Genomic DNA, 22,147 nt, shown 5'->3' with positions numbered 1-22,147 from the left:
TGAATACTCTGCTGGATGAATTAGTGGAGAGTTCCGCTGGCGGTTTTCTTCAGCCGCTCAATCTCATCCTTGACCATCAACTTGCGGCGCTTCAACTCGACAATCTGCAGGTCGTCTGTGGAAAGGTGCACGAGCGCTTCGTGCAATTCATTCTCGAGAATCTTGTGTTTGCGTTCAAGTTCAACAAGATGCGCCTGTATTGCCATACGAAATCTCCTCGGCGGTTGAAACCTCAGATTCGATCCGGATGAGAAAGTGTACACCAGCGGCGAAATCTGTCGATGGCTATCCGAAATCCGGCCGCTCATATTTTGGCGATTGGCTGTAACCAATCGTGAGCAGGGAACCAGGTCGACTTGCGGAGCAGCCCCGCAGGGAGGATATTTAATCCGGGCTTTGCAATCATGTTGACAACTGAACCGCGTCTTTAGCCAACATACACCATGACCGAAGAAGATGAGCGCGAGCTCGAAAACGAACTCGCCCGCCTGCAGCAGGAGCATCGCGATCTCGACGCGGCGATCGATGCGCTGCATCAATCGCCAGCGCCTGACTTGCTGCGGCTGCAGCGGCTGAAGAAGCGCAAGCTGCAACTGCGTGACCGCATTGCCTTTATCGAAGATCAGATCACGCCCGATATCATCGCCTGATTGCGACGGTCGCGACCGAGCGGCGGGGAAAACAGGTCGCGACGCGCCGTCACACCTTGACTCTTATAGAACAAAAGATGAACATTCGGGATCAACCCGGCAGTAAAGGGAGTCCACCATGTCCGGTCCCGTATCCCGATCCGACGAAAGCCACCACCGTTACGAGCAGGCTTGCGATCAGGCCATTGCGATGTGCGACGGCAACCTGCGATCGACCATCAAGGCGCTGATCATGGCCAACGAGTATCTGGAAATCGAACTGGACGAAGTGCGGGCTGCGGTCGAAGCGGGCCGCGGATCGACCAAAGTCCTTTCAGGTGAACCCGGTATCGGTTCGCTTGAAGCCAACGCATCAACCCCCGCGCCAGCGGCCAGCCGCAACGCCGCCTGAACTGGAGCGATTACCCAGGAGCGATATAATGGCTGATGTCACCTACTACGTCGCCATGCCATTTCTGCAGGACGACAGCGGCTCCCCGGTAGCGGGGGCCGCGGAGGAGTGCCCGAGTCCGACCACAGCGCTGCGGCGAGCCGAAACGATGTCGCGAATGGCCGGCAGCATCGGCGCGGTCGCCTTCAGCCGCAGCGGCGATCCCATGATCGGCGAATTCGGCGATCCACGCTTGTTGCGGAAATTCGGCAGCGTACCGGACGATCTCAGCGGGCTGTAGCCACTGCCACGAGAGGGCGCGTCCGCGCTCATGAAACCTCGTGCCGCCGCTGGGCCTTGCGCACGTACATGGCGCTGTCAGCCACTTCCAGCGCGCGGCCGGCTTCGGCGTGGAGGTCGAGGACCGCGACGCCGGCCGACGCGCCGGCGGTGATGGTGCTGCCGCGAAAAACGAAGGTAAGGCGATCGATCGCCTCTTCCAGCGCGGCCGCCTTGGCCCTGGCGTCCGTCTCGCTGAGATTCCACACCAGGAGCGCGAACTCGTCGCCGCCGAGCCGGCCGACCACGTCGGACGACCGCACCTGACCCTGGATCGTCGAGACGATGGCCTTGAGTACCTGATCGCCTGCGGCGTGACCAAAGGCGTCGTTGATCGGCTTCAGGCGGTCGACGTCGATTACGATCAGGGCGCCGTGGGCGTGGTAGCGCTTGATGTAGGCGATCGAGCGGTGAAGCTCGCGCTCAAAGCCGCGCCTGTTCGGAATATCCAGCAGAAAGTCGGTGTCGGCAGCAGCCTCCAGCTCCGCGATTCGCGCCTGGGCCTTGGCCAGTTTCGCCTTCAACCGACGAATGGTCGACTTGGGGTCTTCGGGCGGGGAAACCGGCGCTGGCGGGAGATGCGGCGCGAGATTGCGCCCGGCACCCGCGTTTCTGGGGCGTTTTGCCGCTCTGGCGGCGGTCGCGCTGGATTTCTTCTTCATGGCCTTCCCTGTGCAGGCCGGCGTATGAAGGCTTGCCGGGATTCACCAAGACAGGATAGTCCATTGCTGATCCCTTGCCACGCCTTGGATGATCCAGGGGCGCCCCCTATAATCCAGCCTATGTTTCTGGATTCCCGAACAGAATTGACGAGATGACCGCACCCGTCGCCATCATCATGGGCAGCCAGTCGGACTGGGAGACCATGCGCCACGCCGCCGAAACTCTGGCGGCGCTTGGAATTGAATGCGAGGAACGAATCATCTCCGCCCATCGAACGCCGGACCGGCTGTTCAGCTTCGCCAAGGGCGCCAAGGCTGCGGGCTTCAAGCTCATCATCGCGGGTGCCGGCGGCGCGGCCCACCTGCCCGGCATGGCCGCTGCGCTGACGGAGCTGCCGGTGTTCGGAGTTCCCGTCGAATCCAAGGCGCTCTCGGGTGTCGATTCGCTTTACTCGATTGTGCAGATGCCGGCCGGCGTTCCGGTCGGGACGCTGGCGATCGGAAAGTCCGGCGCCATCAACGCCGCACTGCTCGCAGCAAGCGTGCTCGCGCTCAACGATGCGGCGCTGGCGATACGGCTCGCCGACTGGCGCAAGCAACTGACGGACGCGGTCAAAGAGCGCCCGGAGGATCCGGCGTGACGGCTTCAGGTCATGTGCGGCTGAAGCCCGGCGACACCATCGGAATTCTCGGCGGCGGACAATTGGGCAGGATGCTGGCCATGGCCGCGGCGCGCCTCGGCCTCAAGTGCCAGGTGTTCTCGCCCGATCCGGATTCGCCCGCGTTCGACGTCGTGCTGAACGCAACCTGCGCCGAATATGCCGACGTAGAGGCGCTCGAGCTTTTCGCCAACGATGTCGATGTCATCACCTACGAGTTCGAAAATGTTCCGGCGGCGACCGCGATGGTGCTGGCGGCACGGCGTCCGGTTCTGCCGGCCCAGAGCATTCTCGAAACCACCCAGGACCGGCTGATCGAAAAGGACTTCGTCAAGCGGCTGGGCATCGGTACCGCCGACTACGCCGACGTCTCGTCGGTGGAGACCCTGCGCGCCGCGATCGCCCGCATCGGCCGTCCCGCCGTGATCAAGACCCGTCGTTTCGGCTATGACGGCAAAGGCCAGGCGATCATCCGCGATGGCGACGATCCCAACCAGGTCTGGGAAGACCTCGGCACCAAATCCGCGATCCTCGAAGCCTTCATTCCGTTCGAGCGCGAAGTTTCCGTGATCGTCGCGCGCTCGGCGGACGGCGAGGTCGAATGCTACGACGTTACCGAGAACGAGCATCGCGATCATATCCTGAAAATCTCGCGCGCACCGGCGGCGATATCCGATGAGCTGGCGACACAGGCGCGCGCGGTCGCCGAGAAGATCGCCAATGCACTGGACTATGTCGGCGTGCTCGCGGTCGAGATGTTCGTGGTCGCCGGGCCGGGCGGGCCGCAGGTGCTGGTCAACGAGATCGCGCCACGGGTGCATAACTCAGGACATTGGACGCTGGACGGCGCCTCGGTTTCCCAGTTCGAGCAGCACATCCGCGCGATCGCCGGCTGGCCGCTCGCCAAGCCGATCCGCCATGGGCAGGTCACCATGACCAACCTGATCGGCGACGACGTGCTGGACTATGAGCGGTGGCTGACGGTTCCCGGTGCGACCGTGCATCTCTACGGCAAGGGGACGCCGCGACCCGGCCGCAAGATGGGCCATGTGACCGAGGTGAGGCCAGGCTCCGGAAAATAGCCTGATCGTCCGGTCGCACCGAAACAGCAAATCACCCGGTTCATGCGTGCGGCAATTCCACACGTTTTCATGACTCTACCCTGGGCCCTTGAAGCGGGGCGAAAATCGGTCGGCGTCAGGAAAACGCATCGAATCGGCCGTCGATGCCCCATCCATTCCACCGAAACCAAGCTGGCAGGAATGGTCGCCTCGCCGGTGGACATTCGCGTTATTGTCTGCTACATGCCCGCCTTCAGGTTCGGGGCGAGGCTGCTCGCCAGCCCTTTGACCTTGCCAGAATTCTTATCCTGTCAATTGAAAGAGGATGCCGCGTGCAGGTTCTCGTCCGCGATAACAACGTCGATCAAGCCCTCAAGGCGCTGAAGAAAAAGATGCAGCGCGAGGGTATCTTCCGCGAGATGAAGCTGCGCGGCCATTACGAAAAGCCCTCCGAGAAGAAGGCCCGTGAAAAGGCCGAGGCCGTGCGCCGCGCGCGCAAGCTGGCCCGCAAGAAGCTGCAGCGCGAAGGCCTGCTGCCGATGAAGCCGAAGCCGGTGTTCGGCGCCGGTCCCGGCGGCGAGCGCGGGGGCGCTGCTGGTGGTCGTGGCGGCCCGGGTGCGGGTCCGCGCGGACCGCGTTGAACGCAATCGGGAAACTGGGACTGGAAAACGCGGGCCTTCGGTCCGCGTTTTGTTTTTCTGCCACTGCGCCGGCAACGCCAGGCCAATCTTGACCGATGCCTTTCTCGGTCCGGCAGGCTACCTATTGCCGCATCGGACGCCCGGGTATTCGCTTCATGGCCATTTTGCTTTGCAACGTTTTTTCCCGACCTTCCCGCAGTTCCGCACCCGCCGCAGCGCTGCTCGCGATCACCCTCCCCCTGGCGGGCTGCTCGTTCGATTTGGGATCCTGGGGATCCAATAACGACAGGCCGCCAGTCGTGCAGAAGCCGGGCGGCAACGCTGCCGAGCAAGGCGCCCGCGATGCGCAGGGCCATACCGCACGCGGCCAAGAACTCGCCCGATCGGGCAGGGCGTCAGAAGCACTCGCCGAGTTCGACCGGGCGCTCGCACTCGATCCCTACAATGTGCCGGCCCTGTACGGCCGCGGGCTGATCCATCAGGGCGAGAAACGGCACCAGCAGGCGATCGAGGATTTCACCGCCGCCAACGGCCTGAAACCGCAGCAGGTCGAGCCGCTGCTGGCGCGGGCGACGAGCTATCTCGCACTCGACAAGGCCAGGGAAGCCGCTTCCGATCTGGACGAAGCGGTACAGGCCGATCCGAACAATGCGCAAGCCTGGACCGCCCGCGGCCTCGCCTATGAACGGATCGGAGAAAAGGTTACGGCGTCCGCATCTTACGGCCGCGCGCTGACGCTCCGCCCCAAGGACGAAGCCGCGCGAAGCGGCCTCGCGCGCAACGGCGGATAGAGCATGATCCGGAAAAGTGTGCAGCGGTTTTCCGAAGAGATCATGCTCAAACGAAAGAGCTGAAGCGCGATGATGATTCATCCCAATCTCATCGCGCTTTAGGCCCTGCCGCCGACGCTTTGGACCTGCGACGGCGCTATTTCGGCAGCACCGCCTGGAACAGCGATTTCGCGGTCGACATCACCTCTTCGGCAACCGCAGTGCCGCGCTCACGCACCGAAGGCTCCGCAACTTCGGCGCGCAGGTCGAGCGGCCGCGACGGGATTTCGGCGGGCGGCGTCGGGCGGTCCGCGGCCCCGGGAGTTGCGGCCAGGGGCGGCCTCGCCTGCGATGAGGGCTGGCCGGGGAGTTCGCCGGTCGGCGGCGTCGCAACCAGGATCGGCGGCGGCAGCGGGCGCGGTACGGGCGCAGCCGCGGGCGGCGCCGCCACGACGCGGGAGACATCCGGCGGACGCGCGGGTTCCGGCATCCGCGGCGAATGGTCTGCGTTGCCGCGCAGGCGTTCGATCGCCGCCCGCGCCAGTTCGTTGGCGTCGCGACGTTCGTCCGGCACGGACTCGGCCGCGGGCGATGCGACCGGGGCGGCGGCGGACGGCGAAGGTTGCACGGGCGACGGCAGCACGACCCTGATCTTTTCCCTTTCGCGCGGCGCGACCGGTTGACGCCGCGGCTCGGCGGGAATGCTCGCGGTTTCTGCCGGGCTGGCGGCGCTTTTCGCGTCGAGCCTTGGTTCGGCTTTGTCTTGCGGTTTTTCGTGGATCTTTTCTGCCACCGCCGGCCTTTCAGCGGCGGTCCTCTCCATCAGGGCCTTCTCGGAAATGCCCCTGGCCTTGACGCCCGCGGCAGGAAGATTGCTGACTTCGGCCGCTGTCTCGGCCGGCGTGGCGCTGGTATCCGCCCTGCCCTTCGCGGCGACCGAAGCGGCGGGGGTATTCGTCGCCGGCTTGCTCACGATGTAGTGGTTGACGATGTAGGCCCCGATGACGGTCGCAGCCACCGAGGGAAAAATGTCCACGGCGAATTTCTTCAGGTATTTCAGCATTCAAGGCACTCCGCGCTGCGGAATTTTTGCTGGAACTTTGAGGCGCATTGAGGGATCAACTGCGACGGATCGGTGGCAATTGGCGCTCCCGGTGGGCCAGTTGGCGGTCCCCAGGCAGCCGCGACGCGAAAAGCGCGGTTCTGGTTTCTCAAAGGTTAACGCCGGCCGCGGCGCGATCCCGCATTCCCAACAGGTCGCCGCCGGCTGGTCACGGCTTCAGCTCGACCTCCAGGAACACGATTTCGCTCGCGGTTTCATTGAGCACGTCGTGCTTGACGCCGGCTTTGCGGAAATAGGACTTGCCGACCCCGAGCTGCGCCTTGGAGCGGTCGCCGTTCGGCGCGACAATGGTCATTTCGCCCGATGTCACTGGCACGATCACATAGTCCATCTCATGGGTGTGATGGCCGGTAGCGCTACCCGGCGCCAGCCGCCATTCGGTGACGCGGACTTCGGGCGTATCGACCTGAACCTCGGACTTGGCGTTGAGCATGGTTATCGGTCTCCGGGTGAAAGGTTAACTTGAGATTCTCCAACTAGCGCGTTGCAGACTATCCGAGAACCGGCGCGAGCGGCAGCAAAGTCAGCAGCAGAAAGATCGGGAAAAGAATCGCGGACGCCCAAACCAGATATCCGAAGAAACTCGGCACCCTGATCCCCCGTTCGGTCGCAATGGCCGCGACCATCAGGTTCGGCGCGTTCCCGATATAGGTAAGCGCGCCCATATAGTCGGCGCCCATCGAAATCGCGGCGAGCGTCCCGGAGTATTCGTTCATCAATGCCTGCGCATCTCAACGATACGCCCACCATGCCATCCCTCAACCTTTGGCGGCGTCGATGAACCGGCGCGCGGCTTCGACTGCTCCGAAACTGTCCAGATCGTTGTGGCCGCCTTCGGCAAACCGGACGAACTGCTTCGGTTCCTGCGCCAGTTCGAACAGCCGCTCGCCGAACACGATGGGTATCGTCGGATCCTGCGCGCCATGCATGGCGAGCAGCGGAGCCTTGACCCGCCCGATGCGCTCGCTGGAACGGAACTGATCCCGCATCAGCAGCCGTACCGGCGCAAACCAGAACGCGGAGGCTGCGACATCGGCGATCGAGCTGTAGGGCGCTTCCAGGATCAGCTTGCCGACGGGCTGGTCAGCCGCCAATGCCACCGCGACGCCGCTGCCGAGCGAAAACCCCCAGACGACGATCTGGTCCGCGCTGTATCGCGCCGTCGTGAAGGCGTAGGCGGCGGCCGCATCCTGCAGTAATCCACGCTCGCTCGGTTGTCCGCTCGATCCGGCGTAACCGCGATAGGACAAGGCGACCACACCGGTCCCGTCGGCAATGATGTCGCGGAAGCGGCCGAAGAATCCGGCGAGATAGTCGCCATTGCCGTGGAAGTAGAGAATGACGGGGCGGCCCGGCTCCGCCGGAACATGCCAGAGGACGACCTTCTCGCCGTCCGCCGTCGTCAGCACATGCTCCTCGGCCGCCGGAAAGCCGGCCTGCTGGGGCGAGATGCGCTGCGTTGTCGGAACCGGAAACAGGACAGCGCGCTGCGCCAGGAACAGCACAGCGAGACCGCAGACGTAACCGACTGAGACGACCATCAAGATCCATTTCAGGGCGGTCATTGCTTCCTGCGCGGGGCTACAACCCCTTGACGATGCTTTCAGTGACCTTCTTGGCGTCGCCGAGCAGCATCATGGTGTTGTCGCGATAGAACAGCGGATTGTCGATGCCGGCATAACCCGACGCCAGCGAGCGCTTGATGAACATCACGGTGCCCGCCTTCCAGACCTGCAGCACCGGCATGCCGTAGATCGGCGAGGTCTTGTCGTCCTCGGCCGCCGGATTGGTGACGTCGTTGGCGCCGATCACAAAAGCGATGTCGGCCTGCGCGAACTCGGAATTGATGTCCTCCAGCTCGAACACCTCGTCATAGGGCACGTTGGCTTCGGCCAGCAGCACGTTCATGTGGCCGGGCATCCGGCCCGCGACCGGGTGAATCGCGTATTTGACCTCGACGCCTTCCTTCTTCAGCAGATCGCCCATTTCGCGCAGCGCATGCTGGGCCTGCGCCACCGCCATGCCGTAGCCGGGCACGATGATGACCTTGGAGGCATTCTTCATGATGAAGGCGGCGTCGTCGGCCGAACCGAGCTTTGCAGGCCGCTGTTCGCCGCCCCCGCCGCCCGCGGCAACGGTTTCGCCGCCGAAGCCGCCGAGAATGACCGAGATGAAGGAGCGGTTCATCGCGTGGCACATGATGTAGGACAGGATCGCGCCGGAGGAGCCGACCAGCGCGCCGGTGATGATCAGCGCGGAATTGCCGAGCGTGAAGCCGATGCCGGCGGCGGCCCAGCCGGAATAGGAATTCAGCATCGAGATCACGACCGGCATGTCGGCGCCGCCGATCGGGATGATCATCAGTACGCCGAGCACCAGCGCGATGATGGTGATTAGCCAGAAGTCGATCGCGCTGCCGGAGCGGACGAGGCCGAAGATGAAGAACGCCAGCGCCAGCGCGAGCGCGATGTTGATGACGTGGCGGAATGGCAGGATAATCGGCGCGCCGCTCATCCGCGCCGACAGTTTCAGGAACGCGATCACCGAGCCGGTGAAGGTGAGCGCGCCGATGGCGACGCCGAGCGACATTTCAACCAGGCTCGCGGCGTGAATGGCGCCGGGCTTGCCGATGCCGAAGGCCTCGGGCGCATAGAACGCCCCGGCCGCCACCAGCACCGCCGCCATGCCGACCAGCGAATGGAACGCGGCGACCAGTTCCGGCATCGAGGTCATCGGCACCCGGCGCGCGATCACGGCGCCGACGCCGCCGCCGATGGCGATGCCCAGCACGACCAGCAGCCACGCCAGCCCGTCCGCCGGCGGATGGCTCGCGAGCGTAGTGGCGATCGCGATCGCCATACCGATCATGCCGAACAGATTGCCCTGGCGCGACGTCGCCGGACTGGACAACCCGCGCAACGACAGGATGAAGAGCACGCCCGCCACGAGATACAGCAGTGCAGCCAGATTGGCGTTCATCTCAGGTCCCCATTGTCTTCGTCACCGCGAGGTGCACGCCGCGCGCCCGCCATCTCACTTGACCGCTCACTTGACCGCTCACTTGGCCTTCTTCTTGTACATCGCCAGCATGCGCTGGGTGACCAGGAAGCCGCCGAAGATATTCACGCAGGCAAAGATCAGCGCGATGAAGCCGAAGCCGCGCGCCCAGCCGCTGCCGCTGGAGATCATGGGAACGCCAACCGCGAGCAGCGCGCCGACCACGATCACCGAGGAGATCGCGTTGGTCACCGACATCAGCGGCGTGTGCAGCGCCGGGGTCACCGACCAGACCACGAAATAGCCGACGAAAACCGCAAGCACGAAGATCGAGAGCTGGAACACGAAGGGACTGACGGCATCCATGGCGGCTCTCCTCAGGCGGATTTGGGCTGGAAGTTCGGATGAATGACGGCGCCGTCCCGGGTCAGCGCCGTGGCCTTCACCAGTTCATCATCCCAATTGACCGCAAGCGCCTTGTTTGGCTTGTCGACCAGGGTCTCGATGAACGAAAACAGGTTGCGGGCGTAAAGGCTCGAGGCCGACTGCGCCACGCGGCCGGCGACATTGGTGTAACCGACGATCTTGACGCCGTCGGTCTCGACGACTTCGCCGGGCCTCGCGCCCTCGACATTGCCGCCGCGCTCGATGGCGAGGTCGATCAGCACCGAGCCGGGCCTCATCGACTTCACCATCGCCGAAGTGACGAGCCGTGGCGCCGGGCGGCCGGGGATCAGCGCCGTGGTGATGATGATGTCCTGCTTCTTGATGTGTTCGGCGGTCAATGCCGCCTGCTTGGCCTGGTATTCCCGAGACATTTCCTTGGCGTAGCCGCCGGCGGTCTGGGCGTTCTTGAATTCCTCGTCCTCGACCGCGAGGAACTTGGCGCCGAGCGATTCGACCTGCTCCTTGGTCGCCGGCCGCACGTCGGTCGCGGTGACCACGGCGCCGAGCCGGCGCGCCGTCGCGATCGCCTGCAGGCCGGCCACGCCGACGCCCATCACGAACACCTTCGCCGCCGGAATGGTGCCGGCCGCCGTCATCATCATCGGGAAGGCGCGGCCGAACGCCTCGGCCGCCTCGATCACCGCGCGGTAGCCTGCAAGGTTGGCCTGGCTCGACAGCACGTCCATCACTTGCGCGCGGGTGATCCGCGGCATCAACTCCATCGCGAACGCCGAGACCCCGGCCTCCGCGATCGTCTTCAGCGCCGCCTCGTTTCCGTAAGGGTCCATGATGGCGATCACCAGCGCGCCGCGCTTGTACTGCGAAAGCTCGGAGGCTTCCGGCCGCCTCACCTTGATGATGATGTCGGCATCCTTGAGCGCGTCGGCGCTGACGGTGGCGCCCACCGCGCTGAATTCGGAATCCGGCAGGCCCGACTTGATGCCCGCGCCCGGCTCGATCGCGACTTCGGCGCCGATCGCCCTGTACTTCTTGACGGTGTCGGGAGATGCCGCCACCCGCGGTTCGGACGGATCGATTTCCTTGGCAATCGCAATCTTCATGGGGCCTCCCGGCGGCACGGCGGGTGCGCGCGCAAGCAAACTAGCGTTTTTTTCGCTGAGTTGGATACCGGTTTCGTAACCGGACGGCGTGCAAGTCCTGGCTGCCGCCAGCGGTGGCGGCGCTGGAAGCGATGCGTCAGGTCAGGAAGAAGCCCATCAAGGCGACGATGATGACAACGGCCGCGGTGCCGTATTTGACCAGCATGATGAAGCCTTCGTAGGTTTGCTCATGCGCCGCATAGTCGTTGCCGTCAGCGGTGGTGTAGGCCGCTTCTTTATGCTCTGCCATCGGTATCCCCCGTCCAGTCCAGAATTCTCGGTGCAATTACCGCAAAGCGCCTGTCGGGGCAACGGCCTGCGCGCCTCCTCCCCGCTTATCGGGTCATGCCGAAGGCCAGTTGTCCCGGATCCAGCGGGTCAGGCTTTCCTCGCTGACCTCGCCGGCGGCGAGCGCCAGGATGATGGCCGCCGCCTCTGCTTCCGGCACAACAAATTCGATGCCGTTAACGCCGAGAAATGTATAGAGCGCCAGCAGCGAGGTGCGCTTGTTGCCGTCCACAAACGGGTGATTGCGCGCGATGCCGAACGCATAGGCTGCAGCCAACTCGGCCAGTTCAGCCTGCTCATAGGCCCACCGGTTTTTCGGCCGGTCGAGCGCCGATTCGAGCATGCCTTCGTCGCGCAATCCGCTGGCGCCGCCGTGGATCGCAAGTTGCTCGTCGTGAATTGCGACGATGATCTGACGGGTGAGCCAAAACGGCTCGGTCATTTGGCCAGTTCAGCCAAGGCATTGTGATAGCGCTTCATGCCACGCCGAGCGACTTCCATGGCCTTCTCGAAATCCGGGTCATGAGGGGTCAACCGGAAACCGCCATCCGGCGTCAGAGTGACATACAGCTTATCGCCGATACTGGCATTCATCCGCGCAAGCACATCCTTGGAGAGGATAAGTCCCGACGAATTTCCAATCTTCTTGATCTCAACGGTTCCAATAACTTGGCCGCGGACCTCGGACTCGATCTTGGGCTTCTCGTTCATTGATCAAACTCCGTTATACAGATCGTATAACACTATCGAGGCCATTGTTCAACAGATGTTTTACTGCTGACGGGCGGCAGGGAAAGGGATGTCCGCAGGATCGAAAACGCCCTTCGGAAGGTGTGCCCACGCGTCAACTCATGGTTTCCAGCTCGTCGATCATGCCTGAGATCACCGACAGCCCGCCGTCCCAGAATTTGGGGTCCCTGGCGTCGAGCCCGAACGGCTGGAGCAGTTCGGAATAGTGCTTGGTGCCGCCGGCGGCCAGCATCGCCAGATAGCGCTCGGCAAAGCCGTCGGAGGCATTTTCGTAGACGGCATAAAGCGAGTTAACGAGGCAGTCGCCGAACGCGTAGGCGTAGACGTAGAACGGCGAATGGATGAAATGCGGAATGTACATCCAGAAATTCTCGTAGCCCGGGCGGATGTCGATGGCGGGTCCGAGACTTTCGCCCTGCACGCTGAGCCAGATCTCGCCGATCCGCTCGGCGGTTAGCTCGCCGCCCTTGCGTTCGGTATGAATTGCGCGCTCGAACGAATAGAACGCGACCTGCCGCACCACGGTGTTGATCATGTCCTCGACCTTGCCGGCGAGCAGCGCCTGGCGTTGCCTGACGTTCCGGGTCTGCGACAGCAGCCGCTTGAAGGTCAGCATCTCGCCGAACACGCTGGCGGTCTCGGCCAACGTCAACGGCGTCGGCGCCATCAGCGCGCCGTTCCTGGCGGCCAGCACCTGATGCACGCCATGACCGAGTTCATGGGCGAGCGTCATCACGTCGCGCGGTTTGCCCTGGTAATTCATGAGCACATAGGGGTGCGCCGACGGCGTGGTCGGGTGCGAGAACGCGCCCGGCGCCTTGCCCGGCCGCACCGGCGCGTCGATCCAGCGATCGGTGAAGAAGCGCTCCGCGATCGCCGCCATCTCGTCCGAGAAGCCGCGGTAGGCGGTCAGCACCATATCCCTGGCCTCGGGCCAGGCGATGGTGCCGGTCGCCGCAAACGGCAACGGCGCATTGCGGTCCCAATGCGCGAGCTTCTTCTTTTTGAACCAGCCGGCTTTCAGATTGTAGTAGCGGTGCGAGAGCCGCGGATAGGCCGCGCGCACCGAACCGACCAGCGCGTCGACGACCTCGCGCTCGACGCGGTTGTTCAAATGGCGCGAATCCGCGACATCCTGGAAGCCGCGCCAGCGATCGGAGATTTCCTTGTCCTTGGCGAGCGTGTTGGTGATGAGGGCAAAGGTTCGCTCGTTGTCCTTGAAGGTCGTCGCCAGGGCTTGCCCCGCCGCCTTGCGCTTTTCCGGCGCGCGGTCCTGCAACAGGCTGAGCGTCGGCTCGATCGCAAGCGTCTTGCCACCGACCTTGAAGCGCAGCCCGGAAATAGTCTGATCGAACAGCCGATTCCAGGCGGCGTAACCGCTCTGGGATTTTTCATGGAACAGTTGCTCGACGCGATCCTCGAGCTGGTAGGGCTTGTCCTTGCGCAGATCCTCGATCCAGGGACGGTAATGCGCCAGTTCCGGCGTCTGCATGGCGCGCTCGATCGCGCTATCGTCGATGCGGTTGAGCTCGAGCGCAAAGAACAGCAGATGCACCGAGGCTGCCGTCAGCCGCTCGGAAACATCGCCGTAGAACTTGGAGATAACGGGATCGACGCTGTCGCCGGCATGAACCAGGCCGGCAAAGGAGCCGAGCCGGCCCGCCAGGTCGTCGATCGCCTCGTAGCGCCGCACCGCTTCGGCGAGCCAGCGGCCGCCGTCTTCCCCGGCCACACCTGCCGCCAGCTTGCCCTTGTAGTCGGCCTCGAACGCGACGCAGTCCGCGTCCATCTGTTGCAAATCGCGCGCGACCTCGGGGGCGCTGATGCCGGTATAGAGATCGGCCAGGTTCCATTCCGGCAGCTTGCCGCTTTTCGGTTTGACGGCCGTCACCTTGCGGACGGTGGCCTGCTTGCCGATGGCGACTTTGCGGGTCGTCGTGCCGGAACGGGATGTCGCGGATTTCATGAACACTTTCAGAGTGGAGAGACCATCGACGGACGTGACGATCAAATTGACGTGGCGGTTAAATCAACGGGATGGTCAGGCGAAAGCCACAAGTTGCGGTCCGAACTGGACCAGCAGCTCTTCGGTCTCCACCAGTACGGGCTCGAGCTTTTCCTGAACCACGCTCTTCACCGCAAACCACACCCCTATCACCCGAACCATCAGTCGCGACGTGGACGGGACCGCAGCCCGTGCGTGCAATGCGACGAGATCGAGGCTTGGGTGCTCGAACAGCAGCCGGCCCGATCCATCCTCTAGAACATAGAGCCTCCCGATCCGGGACACACACAACTCGCAGTTCTGATCCGGACGCGGGCCCAGCAGATAGAACTGGGCATCGCCGCTGTCAGTCATCCCGGTTTCCCAGCCGCGGCCGGCCGACGGCGCCAGCGCTGCATTCAGCGCCGCGACGATAGTGTTCAATTCCCGCTCGCTCCACGCCCGGGCGTCCTGTTGGCGTTTGAACGCAACCACGCTCATTTGCTTTCTGCTCCAAACAACAACCGGTACAGCTCCGGCTCATAGTACATCAAAAGATGCTTAGCGAACTTGGCCTGTTCAAGCCCCAGTTCGCTGGCCCAAGCGCCCATGATTTCGGTAGGCACCCGGCTGAACCCGTTTTCGACCTGTGAGATGAACGTGTAATATTTCAGGTTAAGGCGCGCCGCCAGATCCGCCTGCGACAGTCCGGCCTCAGCCCGGGCCTGCTTGAGCCAATCCCCCGCCTGTTTCCGTAATCGCCGCGCTTCCGGGACGACCTTGTCCCGAGGCCGTCCAGTCAAAATATCTTGATGTTTTACTTGTTTCATGATTACTAAACTACCGAAATGGAATTCCGGAACCCGTGAAGTTCCCTATCATAATTTCACACCCTTAACCCGCGGAAGCTCGGGCAGGACAGCAAAATCGCATGGCTTTCGCAGACCGCCGAGAGATTGCCCGAAGCCGACGCCGAGAAAACCTCGCGCGCGCCAAGGAGCTGATGGCCGGGACCCTGCTGGTGGCTCTGGTTGCCGCCCTCGCGATCCGGAACGCCGTGCCCGCGGAAGCGTTAGCGCCTGCGGTAGTAACAATCCTGTTCGTGGCTGGTGCGGTGACGGCCGGTTTCGCATTGGTTTGTCGGCGCGATCGTTTGCGAACCATGTGGTTCGATCTCGCCGGCAGCCTGACGTTCATCGGCATTGTCCTGTCCGTTCTGATCGAGCCGGAACAGACGATCGGGCTTTTCGGCCTGTCAGATCAACCTGAGTAGCGGGAACAGTTTTCCGCAGCTCGACTGCGTTCTTAGGTATTCGTCCAAGCCCGGGCCCCTCTGGCAGTTCGCGTGAACTGCGATGTCGGATTGGACTTTAAACGGAGTGGCCCCCGATGTTTGAGATGATCACCTCACAATACATGACAGCACTTTTCCAGGTCATCATGATCGACCTGGTGCTTGCCGGCGACAATGCGATCGTCATCGGGCTGGCGGCGGCTGGCCTGCCCGAGGGCCAGCGCAAGAAGGCGATTCTGGTGGGCATTCTGGCCGCCACGCTGATGCGGATCGGATTTGCCTCCATCACGGTCCAATTGCTGCAAATCATCGGACTGTTGCTCGCCGGCGGCATATTGCTGCTCTGGGTATCCTGGAAGATGTGGCGCGAGTTGCGACACTCACATCACCAACCAAAGCTTCATGATCTGTCATCGGCGAGCACGATGGATGCCGCCGCCCCGGGCGGGCATCAGAAAACGCTTGGCCAGGCCATATGGCAGATCACCATCGCCGACGTGTCGATGTCGCTCGACAACGTGCTCGCCGTGGCAGGCGCCGCGCGCGAACACCCGGTGATCCTGATATTCGGTTTGGCGCTCTCCATTGCGCTGATGGGCTTTGCCGCCAGCTTTATAGCGCGCATCCTCGAAAAACATCGCTGGGTCGCTTATGTCGGCCTGGTGATCATCCTCTATGTGGCGCTGGACATGAGCTATCGCGGCGCAGTGGAGATTTGGCCATACCTCAAGGTCTAACCGCCCCCAGCTATTAAGCGGACGTTAACAGGCATCGGCCAGAGTGCCCCGATTCGATACAGTGGTAACGTTCGGGGTAAAGCATGGCTGCCACCATCCTGATTGCCGATGACGACGCGGTGCAGCGCCGCCTGGTCGAAAACATGGTGCAGAGGTGCGGCTACGAGCCGCTTGTCGTTGATAGCGGCGATGCGGCCATGGCCCTGCTCACAGCCGCCGACTCGCCGACGATCGATGCGGTCGTGCTCGACCTCGTGATGCCCGGCCTCGACGGGCTCGGCGTGCTCGCGAGAATGCGTGAAGCGGGCTTTAGCATCCCGGTCATCGTGCAGACTGCCCATGGCGGTATCGACAATGTGGTTTCGGCGATGCGCGCCGGCGCGCAGGATTTCGTCGTCAAACCGGTTGGCCTGGAACGACTGCAGGTGTCTCTGCGCAACGCGCTCAACACCAGCGCGCTCAAGGGCGAATTGCAACGCATCCGCCATAGTCGCGAAGGCCGGCTCACATTCGCAGATATCGTCACCCGCAGCGAAACCATGGCCGGCGTGCTGCGCACCGCGCAGAAGGCTGCCGCTTCCAGCATTCCGGTACTGGTCGAAGGCGAATCCGGCGTCGGCAAGGAATTGTTTGCACGCGCGATTCACGGCAGCGGCGAACGCAAGTCGAAACCTTTCATCGCGGTCAATTGCGGCGCCATTCCCGACAACCTCGTGGAGTCGATTCTGTTCGGTCACGAGAAGGGCGCCTTTACCGGCGCCACCGAACGTCACATGGGAAAGTTCGTCGACGCCTCAGGGGGCACGCTGTTCCTCGATGAGGTCGGAGAATTGCCGCTGGCCGCGCAGGTCAAGCTGCTACGCGCCCTGCAGGAAGGAACGATCGAGGCGGTGGGCGGTCGCAAACCGCTGAAGGTCGATGTTCGAATCATTTCCGCGACCAATCGCAGATTGCTCGACCTCGTGAAGAACGGCGCCTTCCGCGAGGACCTGTTCTATCGGCTGCACGTGCTGCCGCTGACTATCCCGCCGCTGCGGATGCGGCGCGAGGACATCGCGCATTTGCTGCGCCATTTCCTCGCGCGCTTTGCCGCCGAAGAGAACCGCGCCATCACCGGCATCAGCGGCGAGGCCATGGCGCATCTCGCCCGACTCGACTGGCCCGGCAACATCCGGCAGCTCGAAAACGCGGTCTACCGCGCTGTGGTCATGAGCGAAAGCGACCAGCTCGGCCTGGAAGACTTCCCGCACGCGGCCGGATCCGCAGCCCACGCCCACAGCGAGCCGTTGGTAGTCGCGCCGTCGACGGTGCCAGCCATGATCACAGGTAGTTTGATACCGAAGAATCTTGACGGTCCCGGTGCCCTCGCGATGCTCAACGAGCACGGCGAGGTAAGGCCGCTCGAGGACATGGAATATGAGATCATCCGCTTCGCGATTTCGCACTATCGCGGGCAGATGTCCGAGGTTGCGCGCCGGCTCAAGATCGGCCGCTCGACGCTCTATCGGAAACTTGATGAGACCGCCGACCCGGCCGAGGGCGGATCAGAAGACGCCAACTGACTGAACCGGGGATTGTGGCGCCGAGGTGGCAAAATTTGTGACAGACCAAGGAGATGAGCTACCTTAGAAGCTTTGAACCGTGGCTTGCAGGTGACAGACAAATGTCCTGCGGCGTGGCAAAACCGCGCTAGCCGACGGCTCACGGGTTGTTGGATGTCAGTTTGTCGTGAGTTGCCCCGCATGGCGCTGGCTGCATGAAAGGGGCGCATGTATCCTGCGTTGAAGTGCAGGCGTACCGACCGAACCGCTCAAGGCCGGCGCTTTCCCGCGCAAGCTGTGACGAACAATAGCGACCGACTGTTCCATGCCGGGGCAGTTTGGCCCAAGGGGGTGTGACGATGCGTGACTGTTCGACGAACCGTGCCGGGCTGGACCGCGTGCTGATGGCCGTCGCGGCGACACTCCTCACGGTTTCTGCGACCACGGCGCTGGCCGCCCAGTCGACCGCACCCCGCGCCAGCGCCGCCGAACTGGCGATCGATGCGGCAATCCCCCGTCCCGAACCCGCAAACCTCCCGCCTCCCGGGATCGGCGATTTCAAGCTTGAATCCACCGCGTCCGTGCCCGACACCGCCAAAGAACCGAGGCCGGCCGAAACGGTCACCTCGCCTGCGGCGGCCGCGACACCACCCGGCGTCGAACCCGCCGGGGAGCCGTTGAAGGCGGCGAGCAACGTCGCGCCCGCCGACCAGCCGGTCGCCGAGAGATTGCGCGAGTTGCTGGCGGCAAAATCGCTGCGCTATTTCGATCGCAAGAACGAGCGGGTCGCCGTCGACAAATTCTATGCGGCGCGAGAATACGCGCCGCAATGGACCCAGGCGGGCAAATTGACCGCTGGCGGCAACGGCGTCATCGCCCGCCTCAGGGATGCCGCCGCCGAGGGGCTCGATCCGGCCGACTATCAGGTACCGGATTTCGCTGCCGCCGCGGCGTCGCCGGATCAGTTGGCCGAGGCCGAATTGAAGCTGACCGCCAGCATGCTCGACTATGCGCGCCAGGCGCAGAGCGGCCGGATGCACTGGTCGCAGCTTTCGGCTGACGTCCTCTATCCCGAACACCCGACCGATCCCGTAGAAGTTCTGGCCAATATCGCGACCGCCAAGGACAGTTCGGCCGCGCTGGCCAGCTACAACCCGCCGCACAAGCTCTACAAGGAACTGAAGGCGAAGCTCGCTGAGTTGCGCGGACAGGGCGAGGGACCGGTGGCGCGGATCGACGAGGGACCGGCGCTGGCCTTCAAGGCCGCCTCCAAGAAGCAGCCGGCAGTCATCCCGGAGGATCCGCGCGTGCCCCAGCTGCGCGCCAAGCTCGGCATTACCGAGGATGCGGAAGATACGAAATACGACGCCAAAGTCGCCGCGGCCGTCCGCAAGTTCCAGGAGAGCGTCGATCTCAAGCCGACCGGGGTGCTCGACGACCGCACGGTGAAGGCCCTCAACAGCCCGAAACGCGATCGGCAGATCGATACCGTGCTCGTCAACATGGAGCGTTGGCGCTGGCTGCCGCGCCAGCTTGGCGCGGCCTCGATCGGCAACGCCTATGTCATTCTGAACATCCCCGACTTCACCCTCAAGGTGATGCAGAACGAAGCCCCGCTCTGGACCACGCGGGTGGTGACAGGCAAGCCGGGAAAGCACGCCACGCCGCTGCTGACGGAAACGATGAAGTTCATCACCGTCAACCCGACCTGGAACGTGCCGCCGTCGATCATCTACAACGAATACCTGCCGGCCCTGCAGCAGGATCCGACGGTGCTGGATCGCATGGGCATGAGGCTTGAGCGCCGCCGGGACGGCAGCATCCATATTTCGCAGCCGCCGGGCGAGGCCAACGCGCTCGGCCGGATCCGCTTCAACTTTCCCAACAAGTACCTGGTGTATCAGCATGATACGCCTGACAAGCACCTGTTCGCCAAGGAAGAGCGCGCGTTCAGCCATGGTTGCATGCGGGTGCAAAATCCGGATCAATATGCGGCCACCCTGCTCAACATCGTGATGCCGAACGAGCGCTATTCTCCGGAAAAGATTCGCAGCATGTACGGCCGCAGCGAGATCGACCTGAAATTCCCGACGGCGATTCCGGTCCACATCACCTACCAGACCGCTTTCGTCGATGACGCCGGAAAGCTGCAGATCCGCAAGGATATCTACGGCCGCGACGCGGCGATGATCGCGCTGCTCAAGAACACGCGCAACAAGGACCTGGAGATGGTGGTCTCCCATGCCCAGCCGAATTACGCGCGTCCGAGAGACCCCTTTCCTGCGGGGGTCAACTTCGCCGGCGACAGCAGCTACTCGTCCGGGCCCTCGTTCTTCGAGCGCCTGTTCGGAGGGCCACCGACGCCGCCCGCCCCGGTCGGCCGCCGGACGCAACAGCGGTTCACCCGCTAGTACGCATGGCCGCATTCCGGATTATGCTCAGGAAAAATTCCGGAGCATAATCAACCACCTCGCGTTCTGGCTGGTCGGTTTACGTTAACCATTATCCACCTCCAACCCGGCCCTGGGCGCTTTTTCGCCACAGTCAACGGGTTAGGTTAAGGCTGATTTGGGGGCGGGACGGCAAATAAGTCATCCCGCTTTAAGAAAGCGTTCACCCTCTTTTGCTGGGGTCTGCAAGAGAACTCCGTGAATGCTCGTCGATTGGGTGGGCTTCATACGTGCTGGCTGGTTTCGCGCGCCAATTCAATTCGCTTGCTTTGCCAAAGGCCGGATCTCGGATCGGCCTGACATCGCTGCTGCTGTTGGCCGGAGCCGGCTCGGTGCATGATGCGACGGCCCTCAACGAGACCCGCACCCTTTCCTTCCACCATACTCATTCCGGCGAAGACCTCTCCGTCACCTTCAAGCGCGACGGCCGCTATGACGAAGAGGCGCTCAAGAAGCTCAATCATTTCCTTCGCGACTGGCGCAGCCAGGACCAAACCACGATGGATCGTCAGCTCTTCGACATCCTCTGGGAAGTCTACCGCGACGTCGACGGCAAGAAGCCGATCCAGATCATCTCCGCCTACCGCTCCCCCGCCACCAACTCCATGCTCCGCCGCCGCTCATCGGGCGTGGCGCGCTTCAGCCAGCACATGCGCGGCCAGGCCATGGACTTCTACATTCCGGACGTGTCGCTGGAGCAGGTCCGCCACGCCGGGCTGAGGTTGCAGCGCGGCGGTGTTGGCTTCTATCCGACCTCGGGGTCGCCGTTCGTCCATGTCGACACGGGTAGCGTCCGTCACTGGCCGCGCATGACCCACGACCAACTGGCCAGGCTGTTCCCGGACGGACGCACCGTCCACCTCCCGGCCAATGGCGGCCCGCTGAAGGGCTATGAGCTCGCCCGCGCCGACATCGAACGCCGAGGCAATGGCGAGGATGCCTCCAGCGCCGCCAGGAAGCCCAGCCTGTTCGCCGCGTTATTCAGAGGCGGCAAGTCGACCGAAGAGGACGACGAGGGCGGCGCTTCCGTCAGGAACGAGAAGGCTACGCCCGCGAAAACCGCGGATCCGGTTCCGACACCGCGCGCCAAGCCCGCGGTGGCGACGACCATCCAGCTGGCCTCGGCCGACGCCCAGATCGTGCCGGCGCTCAAGTCCCGGGTCGAGCCGAAGCCTGAGGCGAAACAAGCCAAGCCGGTTTCCGCCGAGCAGGCTGAGCCGAAACCGCAGACGCCGGCCGATATCATCAATGCCCGCGGCTTCTGGGACAATGTGCCGACCACGGCGACCCAGGCCACGCCCGCCCAGATCGCCGCGCTGCGGGCACGCGAGGCCTTCGCCGCCGCCGATCCGCAGCCGACCGCCAGCGTTACCGAAGCGTTCAAGAAGGCGCTGGCCTATGCGCCGGCCGCTGTCGCCCCGGTCGATCGCTCCAGCATCGTCGCCGCCGCCGCGCCGGTCCCGCGGACGGTTCGCCCGGCGCGCAACGCCTCTGCAATTGAGATCAACACCGTGGTCGCCAAGGGAGTCCAGGGGACCGCGCCGGGCCCCGACGGCGTCGTCACCACGTCGGCCCGACTTGCCCCCGCGCAAGGCAACGAGAATGTCTGGATGCGCGTCGTGATGCTGGCGCCCAGCGCCAGCACCGCAATGTCGACCACGGTATTCGGCGATACCGAGATGACCCAGATGCGCAGCTACTTCGTCAAGCCGCAGGCCACGATCGCCATGTCGTTCTCGGAAGATCCGATGATGGGCATGGCGTGCGACCGCTTCGCGGGATCGGCGACCGCCAGACTCGCCACCCAATCTTTCGTGCTGCGCACCGCCGCGCTACGATAGGCGCTCATTGCCGGGCGTGACGCTCCCACCGCAGTGTCGGTGGCTTGCGGCTCGGAAAGAACCGCGCGTCGCGCCGCTACAGCATTCCAAGCGCCTGCATGTAGGTTTCCAGGATGGTCTCGTGTTCGGCCCGTTCGTTGGCGTCCTGTTTGCGCAGGCGTACGATGGTGCGCAACGCCTTGACGTCATAGCCGTTGCCCTTGGCCTCGGCATAGACGTCGCGGATATCGTCGGAGATCGTCTTCTTTTCTTCTTCCAGACGCTCGATGCGCTCGATGATGGCCTTGAGCTGGTCCTTGGCGAATTTCGTCGCGGGCGCTTCCTGGACGGCGGCAGCGGTGGTGGCCATCGGTTACTCCTGATTGGAACTGAAGGGGCAGAAAGATCAGGCGCCGCACGCGATAGCGCACGGCGCCTTTCCGGATTGACCCTCAAGATCGCAG

At 63.5% G+C, this 22,147-nt stretch carries 27 protein-coding genes and 1 pseudogene; 12 read left to right on the top strand and 16 right to left on the bottom strand.

Annotated elements, in window-relative coordinates:
• Nucleotides 1–20: 20 nt before the first annotated feature.
• Nucleotides 21–206 carry a DUF465 domain-containing protein gene (locus Q0D31_RS19440; RefSeq protein WP_291854583.1) on the bottom strand — a complete coding sequence of 62 codons (186 nt, stop codon included), beginning with the start codon at nucleotides 204–206 and terminating at the stop codon, nucleotides 21–23.
• Nucleotides 207–443: 237 nt separating this feature from the next.
• Between Q0D31_RS19440 and Q0D31_RS19435 the strand changes: the two genes are divergently transcribed.
• From Q0D31_RS19435 to Q0D31_RS19425, 3 genes are all read left to right on the top strand, one after another.
• On the top strand, nucleotides 444–650 hold the full coding sequence (locus Q0D31_RS19435) for a DUF465 domain-containing protein (protein WP_291854580.1): 207 nt from the start codon (nucleotides 444–446) through the stop codon (nucleotides 648–650).
• 118 nt (nucleotides 651–768) lie between these two features.
• A complete protein-coding gene (locus Q0D31_RS19430; RefSeq protein WP_291854577.1) occupies nucleotides 769–1,041 on the top strand; it encodes a hypothetical protein in 273 nt (90 codons plus the stop codon).
• A 28-nt stretch (nucleotides 1,042–1,069) separates the two neighbouring features.
• Entirely contained in the window at nucleotides 1,070–1,321 is a 252-nt protein-coding gene (locus Q0D31_RS19425; protein WP_291854574.1) for a hypothetical protein, read from the top strand.
• A gap of 28 nt (nucleotides 1,322–1,349) precedes the next feature.
• Here the strand turns inward: Q0D31_RS19425 and Q0D31_RS19420 are convergent, their stop codons facing one another.
• Nucleotides 1,350–2,021 carry a GGDEF domain-containing protein gene (locus Q0D31_RS19420; protein ID WP_291854571.1) on the bottom strand — a complete coding sequence of 224 codons (672 nt, stop codon included), beginning with the start codon at nucleotides 2,019–2,021 and terminating at the stop codon, nucleotides 1,350–1,352.
• 152 nt (nucleotides 2,022–2,173) lie between these two features.
• Here Q0D31_RS19420 and purE point away from each other — a divergent pair, with 152 nt between their 5' ends.
• From purE to Q0D31_RS19400, 4 genes are all read left to right on the top strand, one after another.
• Entirely contained in the window at nucleotides 2,174–2,662 is a 489-nt protein-coding gene (purE, locus tag Q0D31_RS19415) for a 5-(carboxyamino)imidazole ribonucleotide mutase (protein ID WP_291854568.1), read from the top strand.
• Complete coding sequence (locus Q0D31_RS19410; protein ID WP_291854566.1) at nucleotides 2,659–3,762, top strand: 5-(carboxyamino)imidazole ribonucleotide synthase; 1,104 nt, start codon at nucleotides 2,659–2,661, stop codon at nucleotides 3,760–3,762. The genes purE and Q0D31_RS19410 overlap by 4 nt, the downstream gene beginning before the upstream one ends.
• A 311-nt stretch (nucleotides 3,763–4,073) precedes the next feature.
• Nucleotides 4,074–4,382 carry a 30S ribosomal protein S21 gene (rpsU, locus tag Q0D31_RS19405; RefSeq protein WP_291854563.1) on the top strand — a complete coding sequence of 103 codons (309 nt, stop codon included), beginning with the start codon at nucleotides 4,074–4,076 and terminating at the stop codon, nucleotides 4,380–4,382.
• A 299-nt stretch (nucleotides 4,383–4,681) separates the two neighbouring features.
• Complete coding sequence (locus Q0D31_RS19400; RefSeq protein WP_291854560.1) at nucleotides 4,682–5,173, top strand: tetratricopeptide repeat protein; 492 nt, start codon at nucleotides 4,682–4,684, stop codon at nucleotides 5,171–5,173.
• 136 nt (nucleotides 5,174–5,309) lie between these two features.
• On the opposite strand, the gene Q0D31_RS19395 is transcribed toward Q0D31_RS19400, so the two are convergent.
• The 13 genes and pseudogenes from Q0D31_RS19395 to Q0D31_RS19335 form a co-directional block, all read right to left on the bottom strand.
• Complete coding sequence (locus Q0D31_RS19395; RefSeq protein WP_291854558.1) at nucleotides 5,310–6,215, bottom strand: hypothetical protein; 906 nt, start codon at nucleotides 6,213–6,215, stop codon at nucleotides 5,310–5,312.
• A 208-nt stretch (nucleotides 6,216–6,423) separates the two neighbouring features.
• Complete coding sequence (locus Q0D31_RS19390) at nucleotides 6,424–6,708, bottom strand: cupin domain-containing protein (protein WP_291854555.1); 285 nt, start codon at nucleotides 6,706–6,708, stop codon at nucleotides 6,424–6,426.
• 58 nt (nucleotides 6,709–6,766) lie between these two features.
• Nucleotides 6,767–6,994, bottom strand: a pseudogene (locus Q0D31_RS19385) (sodium:proton antiporter); the annotation flags it as partial.
• 39 nt (nucleotides 6,995–7,033) lie between these two features.
• Nucleotides 7,034–7,840: an alpha/beta hydrolase gene (locus Q0D31_RS19380; protein ID WP_291854553.1), complete on the bottom strand. Its 807-nt coding sequence runs from the start codon at nucleotides 7,838–7,840 to the stop codon at nucleotides 7,034–7,036.
• A gap of 16 nt (nucleotides 7,841–7,856) precedes the next feature.
• Nucleotides 7,857–9,254: an NAD(P)(+) transhydrogenase (Re/Si-specific) subunit beta gene (locus tag Q0D31_RS19375; protein WP_291854551.1), complete on the bottom strand. Its 1,398-nt coding sequence runs from the start codon at nucleotides 9,252–9,254 to the stop codon at nucleotides 7,857–7,859.
• A gap of 78 nt (nucleotides 9,255–9,332) precedes the next feature.
• Complete coding sequence (locus Q0D31_RS19370) at nucleotides 9,333–9,638, bottom strand: proton-translocating transhydrogenase family protein (RefSeq protein ID WP_291854549.1); 306 nt, start codon at nucleotides 9,636–9,638, stop codon at nucleotides 9,333–9,335.
• A gap of 11 nt (nucleotides 9,639–9,649) precedes the next feature.
• Nucleotides 9,650–10,780 carry a Re/Si-specific NAD(P)(+) transhydrogenase subunit alpha gene (locus Q0D31_RS19365; RefSeq protein WP_291854547.1) on the bottom strand — a complete coding sequence of 377 codons (1,131 nt, stop codon included), beginning with the start codon at nucleotides 10,778–10,780 and terminating at the stop codon, nucleotides 9,650–9,652.
• A 136-nt stretch (nucleotides 10,781–10,916) separates the two neighbouring features.
• Nucleotides 10,917–11,069, bottom strand: coding sequence for an aa3-type cytochrome c oxidase subunit IV (locus tag Q0D31_RS19360; protein WP_291854545.1), 153 nt, complete (start codon nucleotides 11,067–11,069; stop codon nucleotides 10,917–10,919).
• A gap of 93 nt (nucleotides 11,070–11,162) precedes the next feature.
• A complete protein-coding gene (locus Q0D31_RS19355; protein WP_291854543.1) occupies nucleotides 11,163–11,549 on the bottom strand; it encodes a type II toxin-antitoxin system death-on-curing family toxin in 387 nt (128 codons plus the stop codon).
• Nucleotides 11,546–11,818 carry an AbrB family transcriptional regulator gene (locus tag Q0D31_RS19350; protein WP_291854541.1) on the bottom strand — a complete coding sequence of 91 codons (273 nt, stop codon included), beginning with the start codon at nucleotides 11,816–11,818 and terminating at the stop codon, nucleotides 11,546–11,548. The genes Q0D31_RS19355 and Q0D31_RS19350 overlap by 4 nt, the downstream gene beginning before the upstream one ends.
• A gap of 133 nt (nucleotides 11,819–11,951) precedes the next feature.
• Nucleotides 11,952–13,823, bottom strand: a complete 1,872-nt coding sequence (locus Q0D31_RS19345; protein WP_291854539.1) for a M3 family oligoendopeptidase — start codon at nucleotides 13,821–13,823, stop codon at nucleotides 11,952–11,954.
• Nucleotides 13,824–13,898: 75 nt separating this feature from the next.
• Nucleotides 13,899–14,342, bottom strand: coding sequence for a hypothetical protein (locus Q0D31_RS19340; protein WP_291854537.1), 444 nt, complete (start codon nucleotides 14,340–14,342; stop codon nucleotides 13,899–13,901).
• The gene (locus Q0D31_RS19335; protein ID WP_291854535.1) at nucleotides 14,339–14,671 is read right to left on the bottom strand and encodes a helix-turn-helix transcriptional regulator; all 333 of its coding nucleotides are present in this window, start codon (nucleotides 14,669–14,671) and stop codon (nucleotides 14,339–14,341) included. The genes Q0D31_RS19340 and Q0D31_RS19335 overlap by 4 nt, the downstream gene beginning before the upstream one ends.
• A 101-nt stretch (nucleotides 14,672–14,772) precedes the next feature.
• On the opposite strand from Q0D31_RS19335, the gene Q0D31_RS19330 reads away from it, so the two are divergent.
• From Q0D31_RS19330 to Q0D31_RS19310, 5 genes are all read left to right on the top strand, one after another.
• Entirely contained in the window at nucleotides 14,773–15,114 is a 342-nt protein-coding gene (locus tag Q0D31_RS19330; protein ID WP_291854534.1) for a hypothetical protein, read from the top strand.
• A 116-nt stretch (nucleotides 15,115–15,230) separates the two neighbouring features.
• Nucleotides 15,231–15,872, top strand: a complete 642-nt coding sequence (locus tag Q0D31_RS19325; RefSeq protein WP_291854532.1) for a TerC family protein — start codon at nucleotides 15,231–15,233, stop codon at nucleotides 15,870–15,872.
• An 83-nt stretch (nucleotides 15,873–15,955) separates the two neighbouring features.
• A complete protein-coding gene (locus Q0D31_RS19320; protein ID WP_291854530.1) occupies nucleotides 15,956–17,434 on the top strand; it encodes a sigma-54 dependent transcriptional regulator in 1,479 nt (492 codons plus the stop codon).
• Between the two features lie 338 nt (nucleotides 17,435–17,772).
• Nucleotides 17,773–19,824, top strand: a complete 2,052-nt coding sequence (locus Q0D31_RS19315; protein WP_291854528.1) for a L,D-transpeptidase family protein — start codon at nucleotides 17,773–17,775, stop codon at nucleotides 19,822–19,824.
• Nucleotides 19,825–20,093: 269 nt separating this feature from the next.
• Nucleotides 20,094–21,704: a DUF882 domain-containing protein gene (locus Q0D31_RS19310; RefSeq protein ID WP_291854526.1), complete on the top strand. Its 1,611-nt coding sequence runs from the start codon at nucleotides 20,094–20,096 to the stop codon at nucleotides 21,702–21,704.
• 76 nt (nucleotides 21,705–21,780) lie between these two features.
• Here the strand turns inward: Q0D31_RS19310 and Q0D31_RS19305 are convergent, their stop codons facing one another.
• A complete protein-coding gene (locus tag Q0D31_RS19305; protein ID WP_291854524.1) occupies nucleotides 21,781–22,053 on the bottom strand; it encodes a DUF2312 domain-containing protein in 273 nt (90 codons plus the stop codon).
• Nucleotides 22,054–22,147: the final 94 nt, after the last annotated feature.

Origin of the sequence: Bradyrhizobium sp., from assembly GCF_022844465.1 — a bacterium.
GTDB lineage: Bacteria > Pseudomonadota > Alphaproteobacteria > Rhizobiales > Xanthobacteraceae > Bradyrhizobium.
This window is presented reverse-complemented; position numbering and strand designations above follow the sequence as displayed.

What these genes read in the sequence shown, in the direction of transcription:
- Q0D31_RS19440 (WP_291854583.1), bottom strand. Translation starts at nt 206, where the DNA reads ATGGCAATACAGGCGCATCTTGTTGAACTTGAACGCAAACACAAGATT.
- Q0D31_RS19435 (WP_291854580.1), top strand. Translation starts at nt 444, where the DNA reads ATGACCGAAGAAGATGAGCGCGAGCTCGAAAACGAACTCGCCCGCCTG.
- Q0D31_RS19430 (WP_291854577.1), top strand. Translation starts at nt 769, where the DNA reads ATGTCCGGTCCCGTATCCCGATCCGACGAAAGCCACCACCGTTACGAG.
- Q0D31_RS19425 (WP_291854574.1), top strand. Translation starts at nt 1,070, where the DNA reads ATGGCTGATGTCACCTACTACGTCGCCATGCCATTTCTGCAGGACGAC.
- Q0D31_RS19420 (WP_291854571.1), bottom strand. Translation starts at nt 2,021, where the DNA reads ATGAAGAAGAAATCCAGCGCGACCGCCGCCAGAGCGGCAAAACGCCCC.
- purE (WP_291854568.1), top strand. Translation starts at nt 2,174, where the DNA reads ATGACCGCACCCGTCGCCATCATCATGGGCAGCCAGTCGGACTGGGAG.
- Q0D31_RS19395 (WP_291854558.1), bottom strand. Translation starts at nt 6,215, where the DNA reads ATGCTGAAATACCTGAAGAAATTCGCCGTGGACATTTTTCCCTCGGTG.
- Q0D31_RS19390 (WP_291854555.1), bottom strand. Translation starts at nt 6,708, where the DNA reads ATGCTCAACGCCAAGTCCGAGGTTCAGGTCGATACGCCCGAAGTCCGC.
- Q0D31_RS19380 (WP_291854553.1), bottom strand. Translation starts at nt 7,840, where the DNA reads ATGACCGCCCTGAAATGGATCTTGATGGTCGTCTCAGTCGGTTACGTC.
- Q0D31_RS19375 (WP_291854551.1), bottom strand. Translation starts at nt 9,254, where the DNA reads ATGAACGCCAATCTGGCTGCACTGCTGTATCTCGTGGCGGGCGTGCTC.
- Q0D31_RS19370 (WP_291854549.1), bottom strand. Translation starts at nt 9,638, where the DNA reads ATGGATGCCGTCAGTCCCTTCGTGTTCCAGCTCTCGATCTTCGTGCTT.
- Q0D31_RS19365 (WP_291854547.1), bottom strand. Translation starts at nt 10,780, where the DNA reads ATGAAGATTGCGATTGCCAAGGAAATCGATCCGTCCGAACCGCGGGTG.
- Q0D31_RS19360 (WP_291854545.1), bottom strand. Translation starts at nt 11,069, where the DNA reads ATGGCAGAGCATAAAGAAGCGGCCTACACCACCGCTGACGGCAACGAC.
- Q0D31_RS19355 (WP_291854543.1), bottom strand. Translation starts at nt 11,549, where the DNA reads ATGACCGAGCCGTTTTGGCTCACCCGTCAGATCATCGTCGCAATTCAC.
- Q0D31_RS19350 (WP_291854541.1), bottom strand. Translation starts at nt 11,818, where the DNA reads ATGAACGAGAAGCCCAAGATCGAGTCCGAGGTCCGCGGCCAAGTTATT.
- Q0D31_RS19345 (WP_291854539.1), bottom strand. Translation starts at nt 13,823, where the DNA reads ATGAAATCCGCGACATCCCGTTCCGGCACGACGACCCGCAAAGTCGCC.
- Q0D31_RS19340 (WP_291854537.1), bottom strand. Translation starts at nt 14,342, where the DNA reads ATGAGCGTGGTTGCGTTCAAACGCCAACAGGACGCCCGGGCGTGGAGC.
- Q0D31_RS19335 (WP_291854535.1), bottom strand. Translation starts at nt 14,671, where the DNA reads ATGAAACAAGTAAAACATCAAGATATTTTGACTGGACGGCCTCGGGAC.
- Q0D31_RS19330 (WP_291854534.1), top strand. Translation starts at nt 14,773, where the DNA reads ATGGCTTTCGCAGACCGCCGAGAGATTGCCCGAAGCCGACGCCGAGAA.
- Q0D31_RS19325 (WP_291854532.1), top strand. Translation starts at nt 15,231, where the DNA reads ATGTTTGAGATGATCACCTCACAATACATGACAGCACTTTTCCAGGTC.
- Q0D31_RS19320 (WP_291854530.1), top strand. Translation starts at nt 15,956, where the DNA reads ATGGCTGCCACCATCCTGATTGCCGATGACGACGCGGTGCAGCGCCGC.
- Q0D31_RS19315 (WP_291854528.1), top strand. Translation starts at nt 17,773, where the DNA reads ATGCGTGACTGTTCGACGAACCGTGCCGGGCTGGACCGCGTGCTGATG.
- Q0D31_RS19305 (WP_291854524.1), bottom strand. Translation starts at nt 22,053, where the DNA reads ATGGCCACCACCGCTGCCGCCGTCCAGGAAGCGCCCGCGACGAAATTC.